Annotated in this window: 12 protein-coding genes; 9 read left to right on the top strand and 3 right to left on the bottom strand. The window is 34.4% G+C overall.

Annotated elements, in window-relative coordinates; genetic code table 11:
* Window positions 1-37 precede the first annotated feature (37 nt).
* The gene (locus Y10_RS13490; protein ID WP_281765934.1) at window positions 38-604 is read right to left on the bottom strand and encodes a Crp/Fnr family transcriptional regulator; all 567 of its coding nucleotides are present in this window, start codon (window positions 602-604) and stop codon (window positions 38-40) included.
* Between the two features lie 162 nt (window positions 605-766).
* Here Y10_RS13490 and Y10_RS13485 point away from each other — a divergent pair, with 162 nt between their 5' ends.
* The gene (locus tag Y10_RS13485) at window positions 767-1768 is read left to right on the top strand and encodes a glycoside hydrolase family 43 protein (RefSeq protein WP_281765933.1); all 1002 of its coding nucleotides are present in this window, start codon (window positions 767-769) and stop codon (window positions 1766-1768) included.
* A gap of 61 nt (window positions 1769-1829) precedes the next feature.
* Here the strand turns inward: Y10_RS13485 and Y10_RS13480 are convergent, their stop codons facing one another.
* Together Y10_RS13480 and Y10_RS13475 are read right to left on the bottom strand one after the other, a co-directional pair.
* The gene (locus Y10_RS13480; RefSeq protein WP_281765932.1) at window positions 1830-2450 is read right to left on the bottom strand and encodes a trimeric intracellular cation channel family protein; all 621 of its coding nucleotides are present in this window, start codon (window positions 2448-2450) and stop codon (window positions 1830-1832) included.
* Between the two features lie 97 nt (window positions 2451-2547).
* Window positions 2548-3174: a tRNA (guanine-N1)-methyltransferase gene (locus Y10_RS13475; RefSeq protein WP_281765931.1), complete on the bottom strand. Its 627-nt coding sequence runs from the start codon at window positions 3172-3174 to the stop codon at window positions 2548-2550.
* A gap of 270 nt (window positions 3175-3444) precedes the next feature.
* Between Y10_RS13475 and Y10_RS13470 the strand changes: the two genes are divergently transcribed.
* The 8 genes from Y10_RS13470 (at window position 3445) to Y10_RS13435 (ending at window position 15044) form a co-directional block, all read left to right on the top strand.
* Entirely contained in the window at window positions 3445-4074 is a 630-nt protein-coding gene (locus Y10_RS13470; RefSeq protein ID WP_281765930.1) for a GDSL-type esterase/lipase family protein, read from the top strand.
* Window positions 4075-4083: 9 nt separating this feature from the next.
* A complete protein-coding gene (locus tag Y10_RS13465) occupies window positions 4084-4812 on the top strand; it encodes an esterase family protein (protein WP_281765929.1) in 729 nt (242 codons plus the stop codon).
* Window positions 4813-4937: 125 nt separating this feature from the next.
* Window positions 4938-5519, top strand: a complete 582-nt coding sequence (locus Y10_RS13460; RefSeq protein WP_281765928.1) for an RNA polymerase sigma-70 factor — start codon at window positions 4938-4940, stop codon at window positions 5517-5519.
* 105 nt (window positions 5520-5624) lie between these two features.
* Entirely contained in the window at window positions 5625-6758 is a 1134-nt protein-coding gene (locus tag Y10_RS13455; protein ID WP_281765927.1) for a FecR family protein, read from the top strand.
* Between the two features lie 162 nt (window positions 6759-6920).
* Window positions 6921-10436, top strand: a complete 3516-nt coding sequence (locus tag Y10_RS13450) for a SusC/RagA family TonB-linked outer membrane protein (protein WP_281765926.1) — start codon at window positions 6921-6923, stop codon at window positions 10434-10436.
* 13 nt (window positions 10437-10449) lie between these two features.
* Window positions 10450-12021, top strand: coding sequence for a SusD/RagB family nutrient-binding outer membrane lipoprotein (locus tag Y10_RS13445; RefSeq protein ID WP_281765925.1), 1572 nt, complete (start codon window positions 10450-10452; stop codon window positions 12019-12021).
* A gap of 97 nt (window positions 12022-12118) precedes the next feature.
* Window positions 12119-13444, top strand: coding sequence for a purple acid phosphatase family protein (locus Y10_RS13440; protein ID WP_281765924.1), 1326 nt, complete (start codon window positions 12119-12121; stop codon window positions 13442-13444).
* Window positions 13445-13448: 4 nt separating this feature from the next.
* Complete coding sequence (locus tag Y10_RS13435; protein WP_281765923.1) at window positions 13449-15044, top strand: calcineurin-like phosphoesterase family protein; 1596 nt, start codon at window positions 13449-13451, stop codon at window positions 15042-15044.
* Window positions 15045-15048: the final 4 nt, after the last annotated feature.

Raw genomic sequence — 15048 nt, 5'->3', positions numbered from 1 at the left:
GCAAAAGCAACATGAAAAAAATAAAAAGGACATATGTCTATTTAAGCAACCCTTTTCTAACCCTACTTAAATGGCGTTCTGTAATTCCTAAATAGGAGGAAAGATATTTTAACGGTACTAAATTTAGTAGTTCTGGTGTTTTGTTCAGAAGCTCTTCATAACGTTTTTCTGCATTCTCTTTTTGTAATAAGAAAACACGTTTTTCCATAGCTATAAATTCTTCATCACCTTTTAATTTTAAAAATTTCAACCAATTAATACTGCTATTTTCTAAGGTCTGAATATCGGCTCTGGAGAGTACCAATAATTCGCATTTGGTCAATGCTTGTATATTTTCTAGGGAAGGTGTTTGCTTTAAAAAAGAGGAATAAGCAGTCACGAAATTATTAGTAATAGGGAAACAATACGTAACCTCTTCAGAAGATGAAGAGTAGTAAAATGAGCGTAAAACACCTTCTTCAACAAAGGCAATCTCATTACAAACATATCCTTCTTGTACTAAATAATCTCCTTTTTTTAAAGTTCTGCGTTCGGCTAAATCATAACACAAGGCTATATCTTCAGCAGTTAAAATAGAATAGGTTTCCAAGTGTTTTTGTAACATGGCTAGCCAGATTTTATTAATTATTTAAAGGTACGTAATAAATAAGAATGGATGCTTTATAGATTTTATTTATTTAAGTGTAAAAAATACACTTTTTTTTGTTTGGAATACTTTTTGAACCAATAGAATACTTAAATTTGTGAGACATTGAATTTACAACCTATGAAATATTTTAAAATTTTAGCTTTAGTAATGTTTGCCGTAGCAGCTTTACAAAGCTCGTACGCACAAACAGAAATATTTGAAAACCCGATAGCTGAAAAGAGGGCAGACCCTTGGGTTTATAAAGCCGAGGATGGTTTTTATTACTTAATTGCTACCGTACCTGAGTATGATAAAATAGTGGTTAGAAAGGCTAAAACCATTAACGGATTAAAAGAAGCTAAAGAAAAGGTAGTTTGGGAAAAGCATGATAAGGGAATTATGAGTTATCACATCTGGGCTCCTGAATTACATAGAATAGAGGGGAAGTGGTACATCTATTTTGCTGCTGGTGAGGCTGATGATATTTGGAAAATTAGAATGTGGGCATTGTCTAATACTTCAGCAGACCCTATGAAGGGAACTTGGAAAGAAGAAGGACAAATAAAAACGGACTACGATTCTTTTTCTTTAGATGCTACTAGTTTTGAGCATAACGGAAAACGTTATTTAATATGGGCTCAAAATTTAGAAGGAATGTCTGGTACAGCTTTAAAGATGTCTGAGATGAAAGACGCTACTACTTTAACCGGGCCCGAAATTGTAATTACCAGACCTGAGTTTGACTGGGAACGTGTAAAGTATAATGTAAATGAAGGACCTGCTGTAATTAAAAAAGATGGAAAGATATTTGTATCGTATTCAGCAAGTGCTACAAATGATAATTATTGTTTGGGACTTTTATGGGTAGACGCTAAAGCTGATTTGTTAGAGGAAGCAAATTGGAATAAGGCTCCGGGACCGGTATTTTATTCTGATGAAGATTTAAAAAGATATGGGCCAGGTCATAATAGCTTTACGGTTGCCGAAGATGGTAAAACAACTATTATGATTTATCATGCTAGAGATTATAAAGAAATACAAGGAGATGAATTACGTGACCCAAACCGTGCTACAAGAGCAAGAGCAATCAAGTGGTTACCTAATGGATTTCCTGATTTTTTACAGAAACAGGCAGATTAAATTTTAATAGAGTAATAGCTTCTTAGTAAGCTTATATAGTCAGATAAAACAAAAGGAAGCATTAAGGCTTCCTTTTTTCTTTATATAAAGAGGGTAATTGAAGTTTATATTTTACGGCTAAAATCCTTATGATGATAATAACCATTACGGAGGTAATGTTAATGATAACCGAATTACCAGGTAGTATTTGTCGAAGTGCAAAAAAGGTAATACCACCCAGCATACAAGTAGTGGCATAAATCTCTTTCTTAAAAATAACAGGGATACGTCTGCACAAAATATCTCTTATAACTCCTCCAAAGCAAGCGGTAATGATACCAATAGCCACACAAATTACAGGGTCTAAATTAATAATTAGACTTTTTTCTATACCTGCTATAGTATACATGGCTACACCAATTGTATCGAAAAGAAAAAGCGACCTACTAACTGACTTTAAATATTTTCTTAGCACTATAGAAACTAGCGCAGTAATGATAATGGTATACACTACTCTAGTATCTATTAACCACCAAATAGGTCTCACACCAAGTAATAAATCTCTAAGGGTACCACCACCAGTAGCTGTTACAAAACCAATTATAAGTACACCAAAGGCATCTAATTTTTTTCTTAGTGCTACCAATACACCAGAAATGGTAAAAGACACAACTCCTAAAATATCAATAATTTCTAGTATCATACATTTTTATTATGATGAACAAATTAATGAAAATAGGGCTGTTAGGCTAAACCACCTTATTAAATTTTTAAATAAGGTTTAACAGGTTTTAAGAACTTTAGTGAGATTGGTTACCGTGCTTACGCTTGTTAAGCTCATCTTGTAATTGTCTGCGTACTTTTTGTTCACGTTCTAAGGCAACACTTCGGTGGTTGTCGTATTCTTCTTGTACTTCTACAAGTCGTTCTTGAGCTTCTTTAGTTACTACATGGCTATTTTTAAACTTGTATATAAATATCAAAAGAGCAATCATTAACGCAGCAATAATACCCCACAATAGCATATTATAGCCTGTTTTACTCATTTGCAAACCAAGTAATGCCATACTATCTTTTTCTTCTCGGGTAGTATCTAATGTAGCTTGTGTATTATTTAAATTAGTTTGTAGTTTTTCAATCTCAGATTTTTGAGTAGCTATGGTATTTTCAGAAGCACTTAAACTTTTATGTACTTCTGCTAAAGAATCTAAACTATGCGATTTTAAAGATTGAATCCATTCTGCCCTAACAACCTTATATGTTTTATTGTTGTAGTTGTATTTATTTGATTTGTCGTACACATAATCAAATTGTTCTTCCAGAGTACCGTTATTCAAGTCTTTTTCATCTTCATCTTGCGCGTTAGAAGTGAATGTAATACTTGCAAAAAGTAGAAAAATAAATACTAATCTGGAGCTGTTTTTCATGATAAACTAAAGTTTGGTTTTTAAATTCATTAAACAAAAAGGGGTTGAATGGCTGTAAATTTAACGAAACCATTTCTGGTTTGCCATAAATGAGCAACGTAAATGTGTTAAAGTTATTTTGTAAATGCCACGAAAACATGAATTAGAGATAACTTTCTTTTAGGTTAAATTAATGCCGAGCATATTAAATTATAGTAATGTAATCTTTGTAAAGGTCTGTGGTTCTGTTTTTTTCGTATTTTAGAGAGTGAATTTTTATACAGATGTAATATGTTTTGGTACCATGATGAAGTGGAACAATTAGCGCGGAAAGAAATTTTACCCAAAGGTGAAAAAATGAGAGTTTTATTTTATGGAAGCTCTTCAATTAGACTTTGGTCAACCTTAGCTGAAGATTTTCCGGAGTTTGAAATTATAAATCAAGGTTTTGGAGGCTCTACATTGGCCGCTTGTTGTTGGTTTTTTAATAAACTAATACCTGCATATAAACCAGATGCCATTGTGTTGTATTCTGGAGATAATGATTTGGGAGATGGTAGACACCCGGAAGAGGTGTATCTGTTTTTACAAAACATGATGGAACATATTAAAGAGTCTTGCGGAAATATACCTGTGGGTATTATATCTATAAAGCCTAGCTTTAATAGAGAGCATTTGATAAACTCCATACACTATACTAATAAGATTTTTAAAAACTTATTAGACGAAAAATATAGTAACGGCACTTTAATTAATGTGTTTGACGAAATGTTGGAGATTAATAAAAGTAGCCGAGAACTTTATGAAGAAGACGGCTTGCACCTTACCGATGCCGGATACCAACTTTGGAAGCGTGCTGTGAGAGATCAGTTTTTGCAGCAGTTTGTTGCTAGTTCAAAAGACAGTTCAACTAAAATGTAAAGTTCTCAAATGAAACGTATGTATCATAAATGGTTTAGTCCTAATTTAAAAAAGGAAATGGAACTACTTGTTTATGGTACTTCTGGGGCCAGGGTACTTATGTTTCCTACACGTACCGCTAGATTTTATGATTATGAGAATTGGAGAATTATAGAGGCTATATCACCTATGATAGAAAATGGGTGGATACAGGTGTTTACTGTAGATAGTATAGATACAGAAAGTCTTTATAATGGGAATGTACACCCAAAAGAACGGATACAACGACATTTGCAGTACGAAGCTTATATACTAAATGAGGTAATGCCATTTAGTTATAAGTTAAACCCTAATAATTGCCTTATGTCTGTTGGTTGTAGTATGGGAGCTTACCACGCCATGAACATAGCTTTACGACATCCACAGTGGTTTACCAAAATAATAGCGCTTAGCGGTAGGTTTGATGTTACTATGGAAGTAGAAGGTTTTGCTAATTTAATGGGCGGATTTTATGATGAGGATATTTACTTTCATATGCCTTCTCATTATATTAGTAATATACCAAGAGGTGCACAACTAAGAAACATTAAACGTTTAGAAATTATTATAGCTATAGGTAAAGAAGATCCGTTTTATAACAACAACAAAGTCTTTAGTACCAAATTATGGGATAAAGAAATTTGGCATGCCTTGCATGAATGGGAGGGGAGAGCACACAGTGCAAAATATTGGCGAAATATGCTGCCTATGTATTTATAACAGGTATGTATTACAACTTGTGTAGTACTTGTATTTATAGGCGTTGCTAAATAATAATAACTTAACTTCTGGTTGACTTTTGAGCAAAGGTAGGTAGATACATTTGCACAAAATCTAGTAGGTATATGGCTCACCAAAGGGCGCTTAACGAACTTGATGACACCTCCATAATCCAGTTAACAAAACAAGGAAATCAACTGGCATTTAATCAAGTTTATTATAGGTATTGGGAAGGATTATATGCCTATGCTTTAAATATTCTTAAAGACAATTGGTTAGTAGAAGATGTACTACATGAGGTTTTCACCAATATTTGGTTAAAAAGAGAAAACCTAGAAATTACAAACCTAAAAAGCTATTTGTTTACTGCTGTTAGAAACAGAAGTCTTCTAAAATTAAGAGCTACCAAACTAACCGAGTTAGATGAAAAGATAATTGAAAAACTCAAACATTCTTCAGAGGTTGAGCTAGACCACGATTATAAAGAATTGATTGAAGCTATTAATACATCGGCTAAAAAATTGCCACAAAGGTGTAGAGATATTTTCTATATGAATAAGTTTCAACATTATTCAAGTTCAGAAATTGCTGTTTACTTCAATATTTCTCAGCGTACGGTAGAAAATCAAATAAGTTTAGCGTTAAAACATTTACGTAACGAGCTGGGTACTACTTTTTCTATCCTGTTGTTTTATTGCTTTTTGTAGCTTTAAGTTACCTGTAGCTCTCCTAATTGTTATCAAAACATTAAGTGTAAAATTTGTGTGTGAAATAGTTCTTTTGAATGTGTCTTAGTAGTAAAAGGCCAGATAATGACGAAAAAAGAATTTATAGAATTACTAGACAAATTTGAGAAGGGAGAATGTTCTGAGGAAGAACAAAAAGTGCTTTTTAAATATTGTGAGAGTATTCAAATAAGTGGATTAGAATATGCATGGGATTTAACTGAAAGGGAAGAGGCTAGAATTAGATTATTTGCCCGTATACAAAGTACAATTAATGAAACACCTGTAATAGCAACTAAAAAGGTTTCAGTTAAAAAAATATGGTATGCAGCTGCGGCGGTGTTATTATTAATTGCATCGGGTAGCTTGTATTGGAGAAGTACTTTAGGAAATGAAATACCTGCAAATGCTATTACACTTGAACTGGAAGATGGTAGTATTCAAATAATAGAAGAAAACGGTACTAATAGTATTGTAAGTAGTCAAGGAGTAGTTTTAGGAACACAAACCGGAAACTCTATTACCTATACAGACACTTATGGTTCTGTAAAATCAGAAGCAGTAGCTTATAACACATTAAGAATACCTTACGGTAAAATATTTAATCTTCAGTTATCAGACGGTACTAAGGTGCATTTAAATGCGGGATCTTCTTTACGTTATCCTGTTCAATTTTCCGGACTAAAAAACAGAGAGGTAACTGTAAAAGGAGAGGCTTACTTAGAGGTAACAAAAGATTCTTTACATCCTTTTATTGTAAATGCTAATAATTTAAATGTAAGAGTGCTAGGTACAAGTTTTAATGTAAGTGCATACCCTGAAGATGAAATTAGTGAAGTTGTGCTGGTAGAAGGTTTGGTAGGGTTGTATACAGATGCCCAAAGTTTTGATAAAGACCAAAGTGAAATTTTACATCCAGGGTTTAAAGCTAGTTTTACAAAAGCAGATCAAAGTTTTGAGCAGTCAGAAGTGTTAACTTCTGTATATACCTCTTGGATGCATGGAGAAATGGTTTTTAGAAATATGAGCTTCAGCAATATTCTTAAAAAATTAGAACGTAAGTATGATGTTCAAATTACAAATACTAATGAGGGTATTTCTAAGGTGAAATTTAATGCAAGCTTTGGTAAAAACGCTTCTCTAGAGGAGATATTGAGTGAATTGAAAACCATGTATGATATACAATATACCATGAAAGATAACCTAATAACTATTAATTAACGCTTCCTAAAATTGTAGCCTATGTAAAACTTAATTCAGCAACAACCAAAAACACACACCACAACTCAATAACAAGACAAAAAAAATCGGAAAATGCGCCAACATCCCCCGATTCAAATGTGGTGATCAACAAAAAGTTAATCTCAATAACATCGTAAAAGTATGAAAAAACCGCTTAATACTAAAAGACGGTCCACATTATTATTACCGAATTTTGACCTTAAAATGAAGCTAAGTATCTTTTTTGTGTTTCTAACCTTATTCTCACTTCAAGCAAAAGAAGTTTATGGGCAGCGCACAAAAGTTTCTGTTAATTTAGAAAAAGTAAAAGTTAGCAGATTCTTAGATGAAATAGAAAACAGTACAGATTTCCGTTTTATTTATAAAGTAACAGACGTAGACCTTAACAGAGTAATTTCTGTAAATGCTAACGAAGAAACCATTTCTAGTGTATTGGCAGACATATTTAAATACACGAATACTGAATTTAAAATTTTAAGCAACCGTATTTATTTAACTAAAGAAGTTAATAACGATGAGGGGGCTAATAATACTAAAGTAGTTCCTGTTCAAAAACAAACTGTACAAGGAAAAGTTGTAGATGAAATAGGTATGCCTTTACCAGGAGCCTATGTTTTAGAACAAGGTACTACAAATGGTACAACTACAGATTTTGACGGAGCCTTTACCTTAGAATTAATTGGAGAAAACCCTGTTTTAGAAGTTTCTTATTTAGGTTTTGTGAAACAAGAAGTAGCTGTAACTGCGGGTACAGAGGTAGCAGTAATTATGAAAGAAGAAGCCTCTAGTTTAGATGAGGTTGTGGTTACTGCCCTAGGTATTAAAAGAGAAAAGAAAGCCTTAGGATACGCATCTCAAGAATTAGATGCCGACAAATTAGCGGCCTCTAAAGAGCCAAATTTTGTAAACAGTATGGCAGGTAAAGTAGCCGGGGTAAATATAACTAACAGCCCATCGGGTATTGGTGGGTCATCTCTTATTACCATTCGTGGGGTAAACTCGTTAGATATTGGAAAAAACTCTCCGTTGTTTATTATTGACGGTACTCCGGTAGGAAACAACTTTTATTCTCCTGGAGGAGATAGTACAAGGGATGTTGATTATGGTAATGGAGCAGGAGAAATAAATCCTGAAAATATTGAGTCTGTAAACATTTTAAAAGGACCTGCAGCTGCTGCACTATATGGTTCTAGAGCTGCTAACGGTGCCATTGTTATTACTACCAAAAGTGGTGCAAGTTCTAAAGGAAAAGTAACTGTAAATTTAAACACAGGTATTACTTTTCAAACACTTTTAACTATGCCAGATTGGCAAAATGAATATGGTCAAGGTAACAACCTAGAATTTCAGTTTGTTGATGGTGCCGGTAGTGGTATCAATGACGGATTAGATGAAAGCTGGGGTCCACGTTTAGATAATGGTTTAATGATAGCCCAATTTGATTCGCCTAGAGAAGATGGTACTCGTGGTGGAGATGTAGATGTTAGTAATTCTCCTATTATACCAACTGCATGGGCTTCTAACCCTGATAATGTAAATGACTTTTTTGATACCGGAATTGTTACCAATTATAGCTTGTCTGTAGCTAAAAGTGGCGATTTTGGAAGTTATCGAATTGCTTATCAAAACATGAACCAAGAAGGGGTAGTGCCAAATACCGACTTAAAAAGAAACAATTTTAATATTTCGTCTAAATTAAACTTGTACGATGGGTTAACGTTAAATGCGCACGTAAACTATTTAAAACAAGATAGTGATAACCGCCCATCGGTAAGTTATGGTACAGAAAACGTAATGTATTTATGGGTATGGTACGGCCGTCAGGTAAATACCAATAGTCTTAGAAATTACTGGCAAGAAGGTTTAGATGGTGTACAACAGTTTAATTACAACTATAATTACCATGATAACCCTTTCTTTAACGTTTATGAAAATACAAATAGCCAAGACAGAGACCGTATATATGGCAACGTTAGTTTAAATTATGAGCTTGGTGAACATTTTAATATAATGCTTAGAACGGGTAGAGATTTTTACCGCGATTTTAGAACTAAAAGACGTGCTTTTAGTACACAACGTTTCCCAAGAGGTTACTACCGTGAAGACAATATTTTTGCAGAAGAGATTAACTCAGATTTATTAGTAACGTATGACAATACATTTAATGATAAATGGAAAGTAAATATCTCGGCAGGAGCTAACCGTTTAGATGCTAGAAGAACTTACCAAAGAGATATGGCAGATGAGCTTATTAATCCTGATGTATTTTCTTTTAGTAATGCTCGTACCAATGTTAGAATTACCGAGTCTGATTATGAGAAAAGAGTAAACAGTGTGTATGGTTTTGGTAGATTTTCTTATGACGAAAAGATTTTCTTAGAAGTATCTGCAAGAAACGATTGGTCTAGTACCTTACCAGAAAATAACAACTCTTATTTTTATCCTTCTGCTAACTTAAGTGTATTAGTAAACGAGTTTGTAAACTTACCAAAAGCATTCACTTTTGTTAAGTTAAGAGCTGCCGTTGCTGCTGTGGGTAATGATACAGACCCTTATAACAACGGTCAAGCAAGTTTTTCTAATGGAGGTACATATGACGGAAGTCCTATATTATCTGAATCTTCTACTATTACCAATGGTAATTTAAAACCCGAAAATACCACTTCTTATGAGTTTGGTGCAGATCTTCGCTTTTTTGATAACAGATTACGTTTAGATGCAACTGCTTATAAAAGTATTACTACCAATCAAATTTTAAGTGTACCTGCTGATATTGCTAGTGGATATTCAAACAGATTTATCAATTTAGGAGAAGTAGAAAATAGAGGGGTTGAGCTTATGTTAGGAGGTACGCCAGTAAGAAACAAAAACTTTAACTGGAATGTAACTGCTAACTTTAGTACCAATGAAAGTGAAGTAAGAGACTTAGACGGAATTGACTTTACTATTTATGAAAACAAAGCTTATATACAAGCACGTGAAGGTGGTTCTATAAGTGCCATGTATGGTAGAGGTTTTCAGCGTGTTGAAGATGAAAATAGCCCTTACTATGGTCAAATTATTTATGATGCTAGTGGAGCACCAATGCGTACCGATGATATTGAGTACCAAGGAGATTATGCACCAGATTTTATGTTAGGTTTAAACAATGAGTTTAGATTTAAAAACTTTGACATAGGATTTTTATTTGATTGGCGCCAAGGAGGTACCATTGTTTCTAGAACAAAAGTAGTAGGTAGCCTTGCTGGGCAGTTACAAGAAACTTTAGTAGGTAGAGAAACTGGTATTGTAGGTGAAGGTGTTGTACAAGTATCAGAAGGGGTTTATGAGCCTAATACTACTTTGGTAAGTGCTAGAAGTTATTTCCATGATTATTATAAAAGTGATAACGTAGAAGCTTCTAAGTATGATGCTACGTATTTAAAATTAAGAGAAGTTAGTGTAGGGTATTCTTTGCCAGCTAAAATTTGTAAAAGTTTATACACAGAAAGTATTCGCTTATCTGTTACAGGTAGAAATTTAGCCTTATGGACAGAAAACCCACATTTTGACCCTGAAACACTAACGGTTGATGGTGGTAGGTTAACTCCGGGATATGAGTATATGTCTATACCAAGTACCCGTTCTTTTACCTTCAATTTAGATATTAACTTCTAAAAATTACTGAAACATGAAACATACAATTTCAAAGTTATTTTTCTTAGCTACTGCCATTGTAATGGTAGGATGTACGAACGATTTTGAGGATATAAATACCAATAAACAAAACCCAACAGAAGCAGCACCAAACTTATTGTTAACAGGAGTTATTAGATCTTCTGCTACCACTACTGCAGCTTTGGGTGCTGAAGAAGGTTTGGTGGTAACGCAGCATGCTGCGAAGGTACAATCTACCAATGATGATATTTATAACTGGGACCCTAACGATCAGCCATATTCTAGAGGATATAATGCATTAAGAGATATTTACAACATGATTGATGCATCTAAAGATTCGCAAGGATTTAGTGGATACTATGGAATTGCTTTAATTTTAAAAAGCTGGACGTATAGTGTAATGACAGATGCCTATGGAGATTTACCTTACACAGAGGCTATTATGGGAAGAGAATCGGGTGATTTTTTTCCTGAATTTTCATCGCAACAAGTAATTTATCAGGGTATTTTGGCCGATTTAGAAGAAGCGAATACCGTATTGGCTGCTGCACCTTCTAATATTGAAGGAGATATTTTATATGGGGGTGATATTTTAAAATGGCAAAAATTTGCAAACTCTTTAAGGTTACGTTTATTAATGCGTTTAGCAGATGTAGACAATGCAACAGCTGTGGCTGGTATCCAACAGATTGTAAATAACCCAAGTACTTATCCTATTTTTGACAGTAACGATGATAATGCAGCATTACAACATGAGGTACAAAACCCATCTTTAGGGTATGATACTCGTGAAGGTTCTTTTAATGTTTGGCGTTTAAGTGTTACTATGGAAACACGTTTAAAAGCATTAAATGATTGGAGAATAGCAGCATTTTTTCAACCAACTACAGATTCTGGTCAGGGAATTTTCTCTAGTGATATAAATGATTATGTGGGAGTACCTAATGGTTTAGGAGATGAGGCTTCAGAGTCTTATAGCCCTACAGGAGACCCAAGTATGTCAGGGTCTAATTATATTTCTAAACTAGGGGTATTATATGCGTGTAGTGAGTGTACGTCTGAATCTTCTTATGATGCTGCTCAATCTATTTTTATGACCTATTCTGAAGTAGCCTTTCTTTTAGCTGAAGCAAGAGCCGTTGGATATATTAGTGTAGGTTCGGCTGAAACATATTATCAAAATGGTATTATAGCATCAGTAGAATATTATAAAGACCGTGTACAAGTAGGTGGATGGACAGGTATCTATAATGCTTTAGATAGTATGGATATGAATATCTATCTAAACCAAACGGGTGTTGCTTTTACAGGTAATGCACAAGATGATTTAGCTAAAATTTATGAGCAAAAGTGGATTGCTTTGTTTCAAACAGGTTTAGAAGCTTGGTCTGATTGGAGAAGAACCAGTATGCCAGAAGTGATACCTGGGCCTGCTGCTCGTAACGATGGTGAAGTACCAGTTCGTTTTTTATATCCTAATAGTGTAAAATCGCTTAATAGCGATAATTATGAAGCAGCGGTAGAAAATATGGGAGGTGATACCCTTAAAACCCGTTTATGGTGGGACACTGCTGATAATGATTAATACCTAATTTAAACAAAAGGGGCAGCCCCCAAGCCCCTTTGTTTCTATCAATTTTAATACGGAGAAATTATATATCATGATTTTAATTAAAAAATCTGTGACAAATTGTTGCTATGCCTTTTTAATGCTATTATTAGTTACATTAAGTATTCAGAAAGGGTATGGTCAATCAGATGTGCCAGAGCATGTGGTACTTACTTGGCATGATAACCCTAGTACTACCCAAAGTGTTACTTGGCGTACTACAAAAGAGGTAAGTAACGCTATTGCTGAGGTGGCTTTGGCTACAGACGTGCCTTATGACACTGCTGGAGAAAAAGTATTCACGGCATTGGTACAAAAGGTAACCACACTAGAGGGAATAACGTATTATTACTATACAGCTCATCTTTCAAATCTATTGCCCAATACTATGTATAGATATAGGGTAGGAGCTAATAATGCGGCTTGGAGTGCATGGAATCATTTTCAAACAGCAAGTAGTAAACCAGAACCTTTTTCATTTATTTATTTAGGAGATATACAAAATGATATTAAATCATGGGGTACTCGTTCATTTTGGGCTGCATTTAAAAAAGCACCATATGCTAAGTTTATGCTGTTTGCTGGTGATTGTGTAAACAGAGGACACAATAATGAGCAATGGGATGATTGGTTTGGAGCTTTAGGGCATATAGCCGAAAACCAAACACTTGTGCCCGTTACCGGAAATCATGAGTATGATCCGGTTTCTAAAACAAATAAAGAAGATAAACTATCACTCTTTTGGCAACCTCAGTTTGAATTGCCTACCAATGGCCCTAAAGGATTGGAAGAAAGTGTGTATTACATAGATTACCCAGGAATGCGACTAATTGTGCTGAATAGTTTTGTTGCATTACGTTCAGAAGAAAATATGAAGGAGCAGGCTGCATGGTTAGAAAATGCGTTACAAACCAACACACAGAAATGGACAGTAGTTACTTTTCATCATGCGATGTTTAGCTCAAGGGATGGACGTTATGGAGATTATCCCCAAATGCGTGCAAGTTGGCTACCTATTTTAGAAAAATATAAGGTAGACCTGGTTTTAATGGGGCACGATCATATTTATGGTAGGTCTTTTCATCAGCAAAAGAATATTGAGGTACCCAAAGGGCATACCGGACCTGTCTATGTAGTATCTGTTGCCGGCCCTAAAATGTATGGTATTAATACAGAAAAGAGATGGATGGATAGGGCTGCGGTAAATACACAATTATATCAGGTTATAGATATTGACGGAGATACCTTAAAGTTTAATGCTTACACGGTAACCAATAAGTTATATGATGCTTTTGAGCTTCACAAAGAATCAAATCAGTTCAATTCAATTAAAGAAATTATATCATCAGAGAAGGTAGAAGAAAATACTTTTCCTGATGGGCGATATACCAGAAAATAATCAGATGAAAAAACTAACTATAGGATTGTTAGCTTTTATAGGCTACATACTACCATCCGCAGCACAAGATGTTGTAAAGGGATACATTTTTGAAGATACCAATGGCAATGCTAAAAAAGAGCGAAGAGAAAGCGGAATAGCTAATGTTAGTGTAACCAATGGTATTGATGTAACTACTACTAATGACAAGGGGTATTATGAGTTACCATTATTACAAGATATGATAGTATCGGTAATTAAACCAAGTGGATATGCGGTTCCTTTAAATGAAGAAAATCAACCGTTATTTTATTATATACATAAACCAAAGGGTTCTCCTGAAAATAAATATGGAGGTGTAGCACCTACAGGTAAATTACCAAAGTATGTGAATTTTCCATTGAACAAACAGGATGAAAACTCCAATTTTAATGTTTTACTGTTTGGAGACCCTCAAGCAGATGATATGGCCAATGCTATGTACTTTGAAAAAGCCATAGTAGATGAGGTAGCAGGCGTAGAGAATGTAGCATTTGGAATTAGTTTAGGAGATCTAGGAGCTAAAAACCAATACGATGTATACATACATAGTTTAAGTAAAGTAGGAATACCTTGGTATAATGTATTAGGTAATCATGACGTGAATGATGGGGCGATTGATGAGTTGACTGATGAGACTTACGAAAAGTATTTCGGTCCGGCTAATTATGCTTTTAATTATGCTAATGCGCACTTCATTATGTTAGATGATGTAATATTTCCAGACCCGAATGGCAAAAGAAGTTATGTGGGAGGTTTTAGAGAAGACATTTTAACCTTTGTAAAAAATGATTTAGCCTTTGTACCAAAAGATAAACTAATTGTAATAGGGTTTCATATTCCTATTTATGAGTTTGAACCAGGCCCAGATCAGTTTAGAGAGGGCGATGTACAAAAATTATTTAACCTGCTAAAGGGCTATAACTATACGCTATCTGTTTCAGGCCATACACATTCACAAAATCATCATTTCTTTACACCAGAAGAAGGCTGGGTTAATAAAGGGATTCATCATCAATACAATCCGGGGGCTACTTCAGGTTCTGTATATAACGGGCCAGAAGATGTTTACGGTACACCAGCTTCACTAATGAGAGACGGTACCCCAAAAGGATACGCTTATTTAGCCATTACCAATAATACATATACCTATGAGTACAAGGCTTCGGGTAGCCCTATATCTCATAAGTTTAGTGTGCACATACCTAAAATTGTACCACAAACTAAAAAGTATAGAGGAGAAATTGTGGTAAACTTTTTTCAGGGATCTCCTAGAGATAGTGTTTTCTATAGGGTAGATGATGGAGCTTGGAAAGTAATGGATAAAGAGTTTAGATCGGATAAGTTTTTATTAGATATTGAGTATGAATGGGATCATGCAGAAAAACTACCATGGGGTATTAGACCTTCTACACCATTACCTTCAAGTCATATTTGGGCTTCGCGTATGCCTTCTAAATTACCCTTAGGGAAACATACTTTGGAAGTTAAAGCTGTAGATTGGTTGGGGAGAACATATATTTCTGAAAAAAAGGAATTTACCATAGTTCCTGACCATAATTATATAGTGAATAAAAAATAATTTA

The sequence above is a fragment of the Neptunitalea lumnitzerae genome (assembly GCF_027924185.1).
In the GTDB taxonomy this organism is placed as follows: domain Bacteria; phylum Bacteroidota; class Bacteroidia; order Flavobacteriales; family Flavobacteriaceae; genus Neptunitalea; species Neptunitalea lumnitzerae.
This window is presented reverse-complemented; position numbering and strand designations above follow the sequence as displayed.

Excerpts from the sequence above, each read along its gene's own strand:
- Y10_RS13490 (WP_281765934.1), bottom strand. The coding sequence starts at position 604 with ATGTTACAAAAACACTTGGAAACCTATTCTATTTTAACTGCTGAAGAT.
- Y10_RS13485 (WP_281765933.1), top strand. The coding sequence starts at position 767 with ATGAAATATTTTAAAATTTTAGCTTTAGTAATGTTTGCCGTAGCAGCT.
- Y10_RS13480 (WP_281765932.1), bottom strand. The coding sequence starts at position 2,450 with ATGATACTAGAAATTATTGATATTTTAGGAGTTGTGTCTTTTACCATT.
- Y10_RS13475 (WP_281765931.1), bottom strand. The coding sequence starts at position 3,174 with ATGAAAAACAGCTCCAGATTAGTATTTATTTTTCTACTTTTTGCAAGT.
- Y10_RS13470 (WP_281765930.1), top strand. The coding sequence starts at position 3,445 with ATGTTTTGGTACCATGATGAAGTGGAACAATTAGCGCGGAAAGAAATT.
- Y10_RS13465 (WP_281765929.1), top strand. The coding sequence starts at position 4,084 with ATGAAACGTATGTATCATAAATGGTTTAGTCCTAATTTAAAAAAGGAA.
- Y10_RS13460 (WP_281765928.1), top strand. The coding sequence starts at position 4,938 with ATGGCTCACCAAAGGGCGCTTAACGAACTTGATGACACCTCCATAATC.
- Y10_RS13455 (WP_281765927.1), top strand. The coding sequence starts at position 5,625 with ATGACGAAAAAAGAATTTATAGAATTACTAGACAAATTTGAGAAGGGA.
- Y10_RS13450 (WP_281765926.1), top strand. The coding sequence starts at position 6,921 with ATGAAAAAACCGCTTAATACTAAAAGACGGTCCACATTATTATTACCG.
- Y10_RS13445 (WP_281765925.1), top strand. The coding sequence starts at position 10,450 with ATGAAACATACAATTTCAAAGTTATTTTTCTTAGCTACTGCCATTGTA.
- Y10_RS13435 (WP_281765923.1), top strand. The coding sequence starts at position 13,449 with ATGAAAAAACTAACTATAGGATTGTTAGCTTTTATAGGCTACATACTA.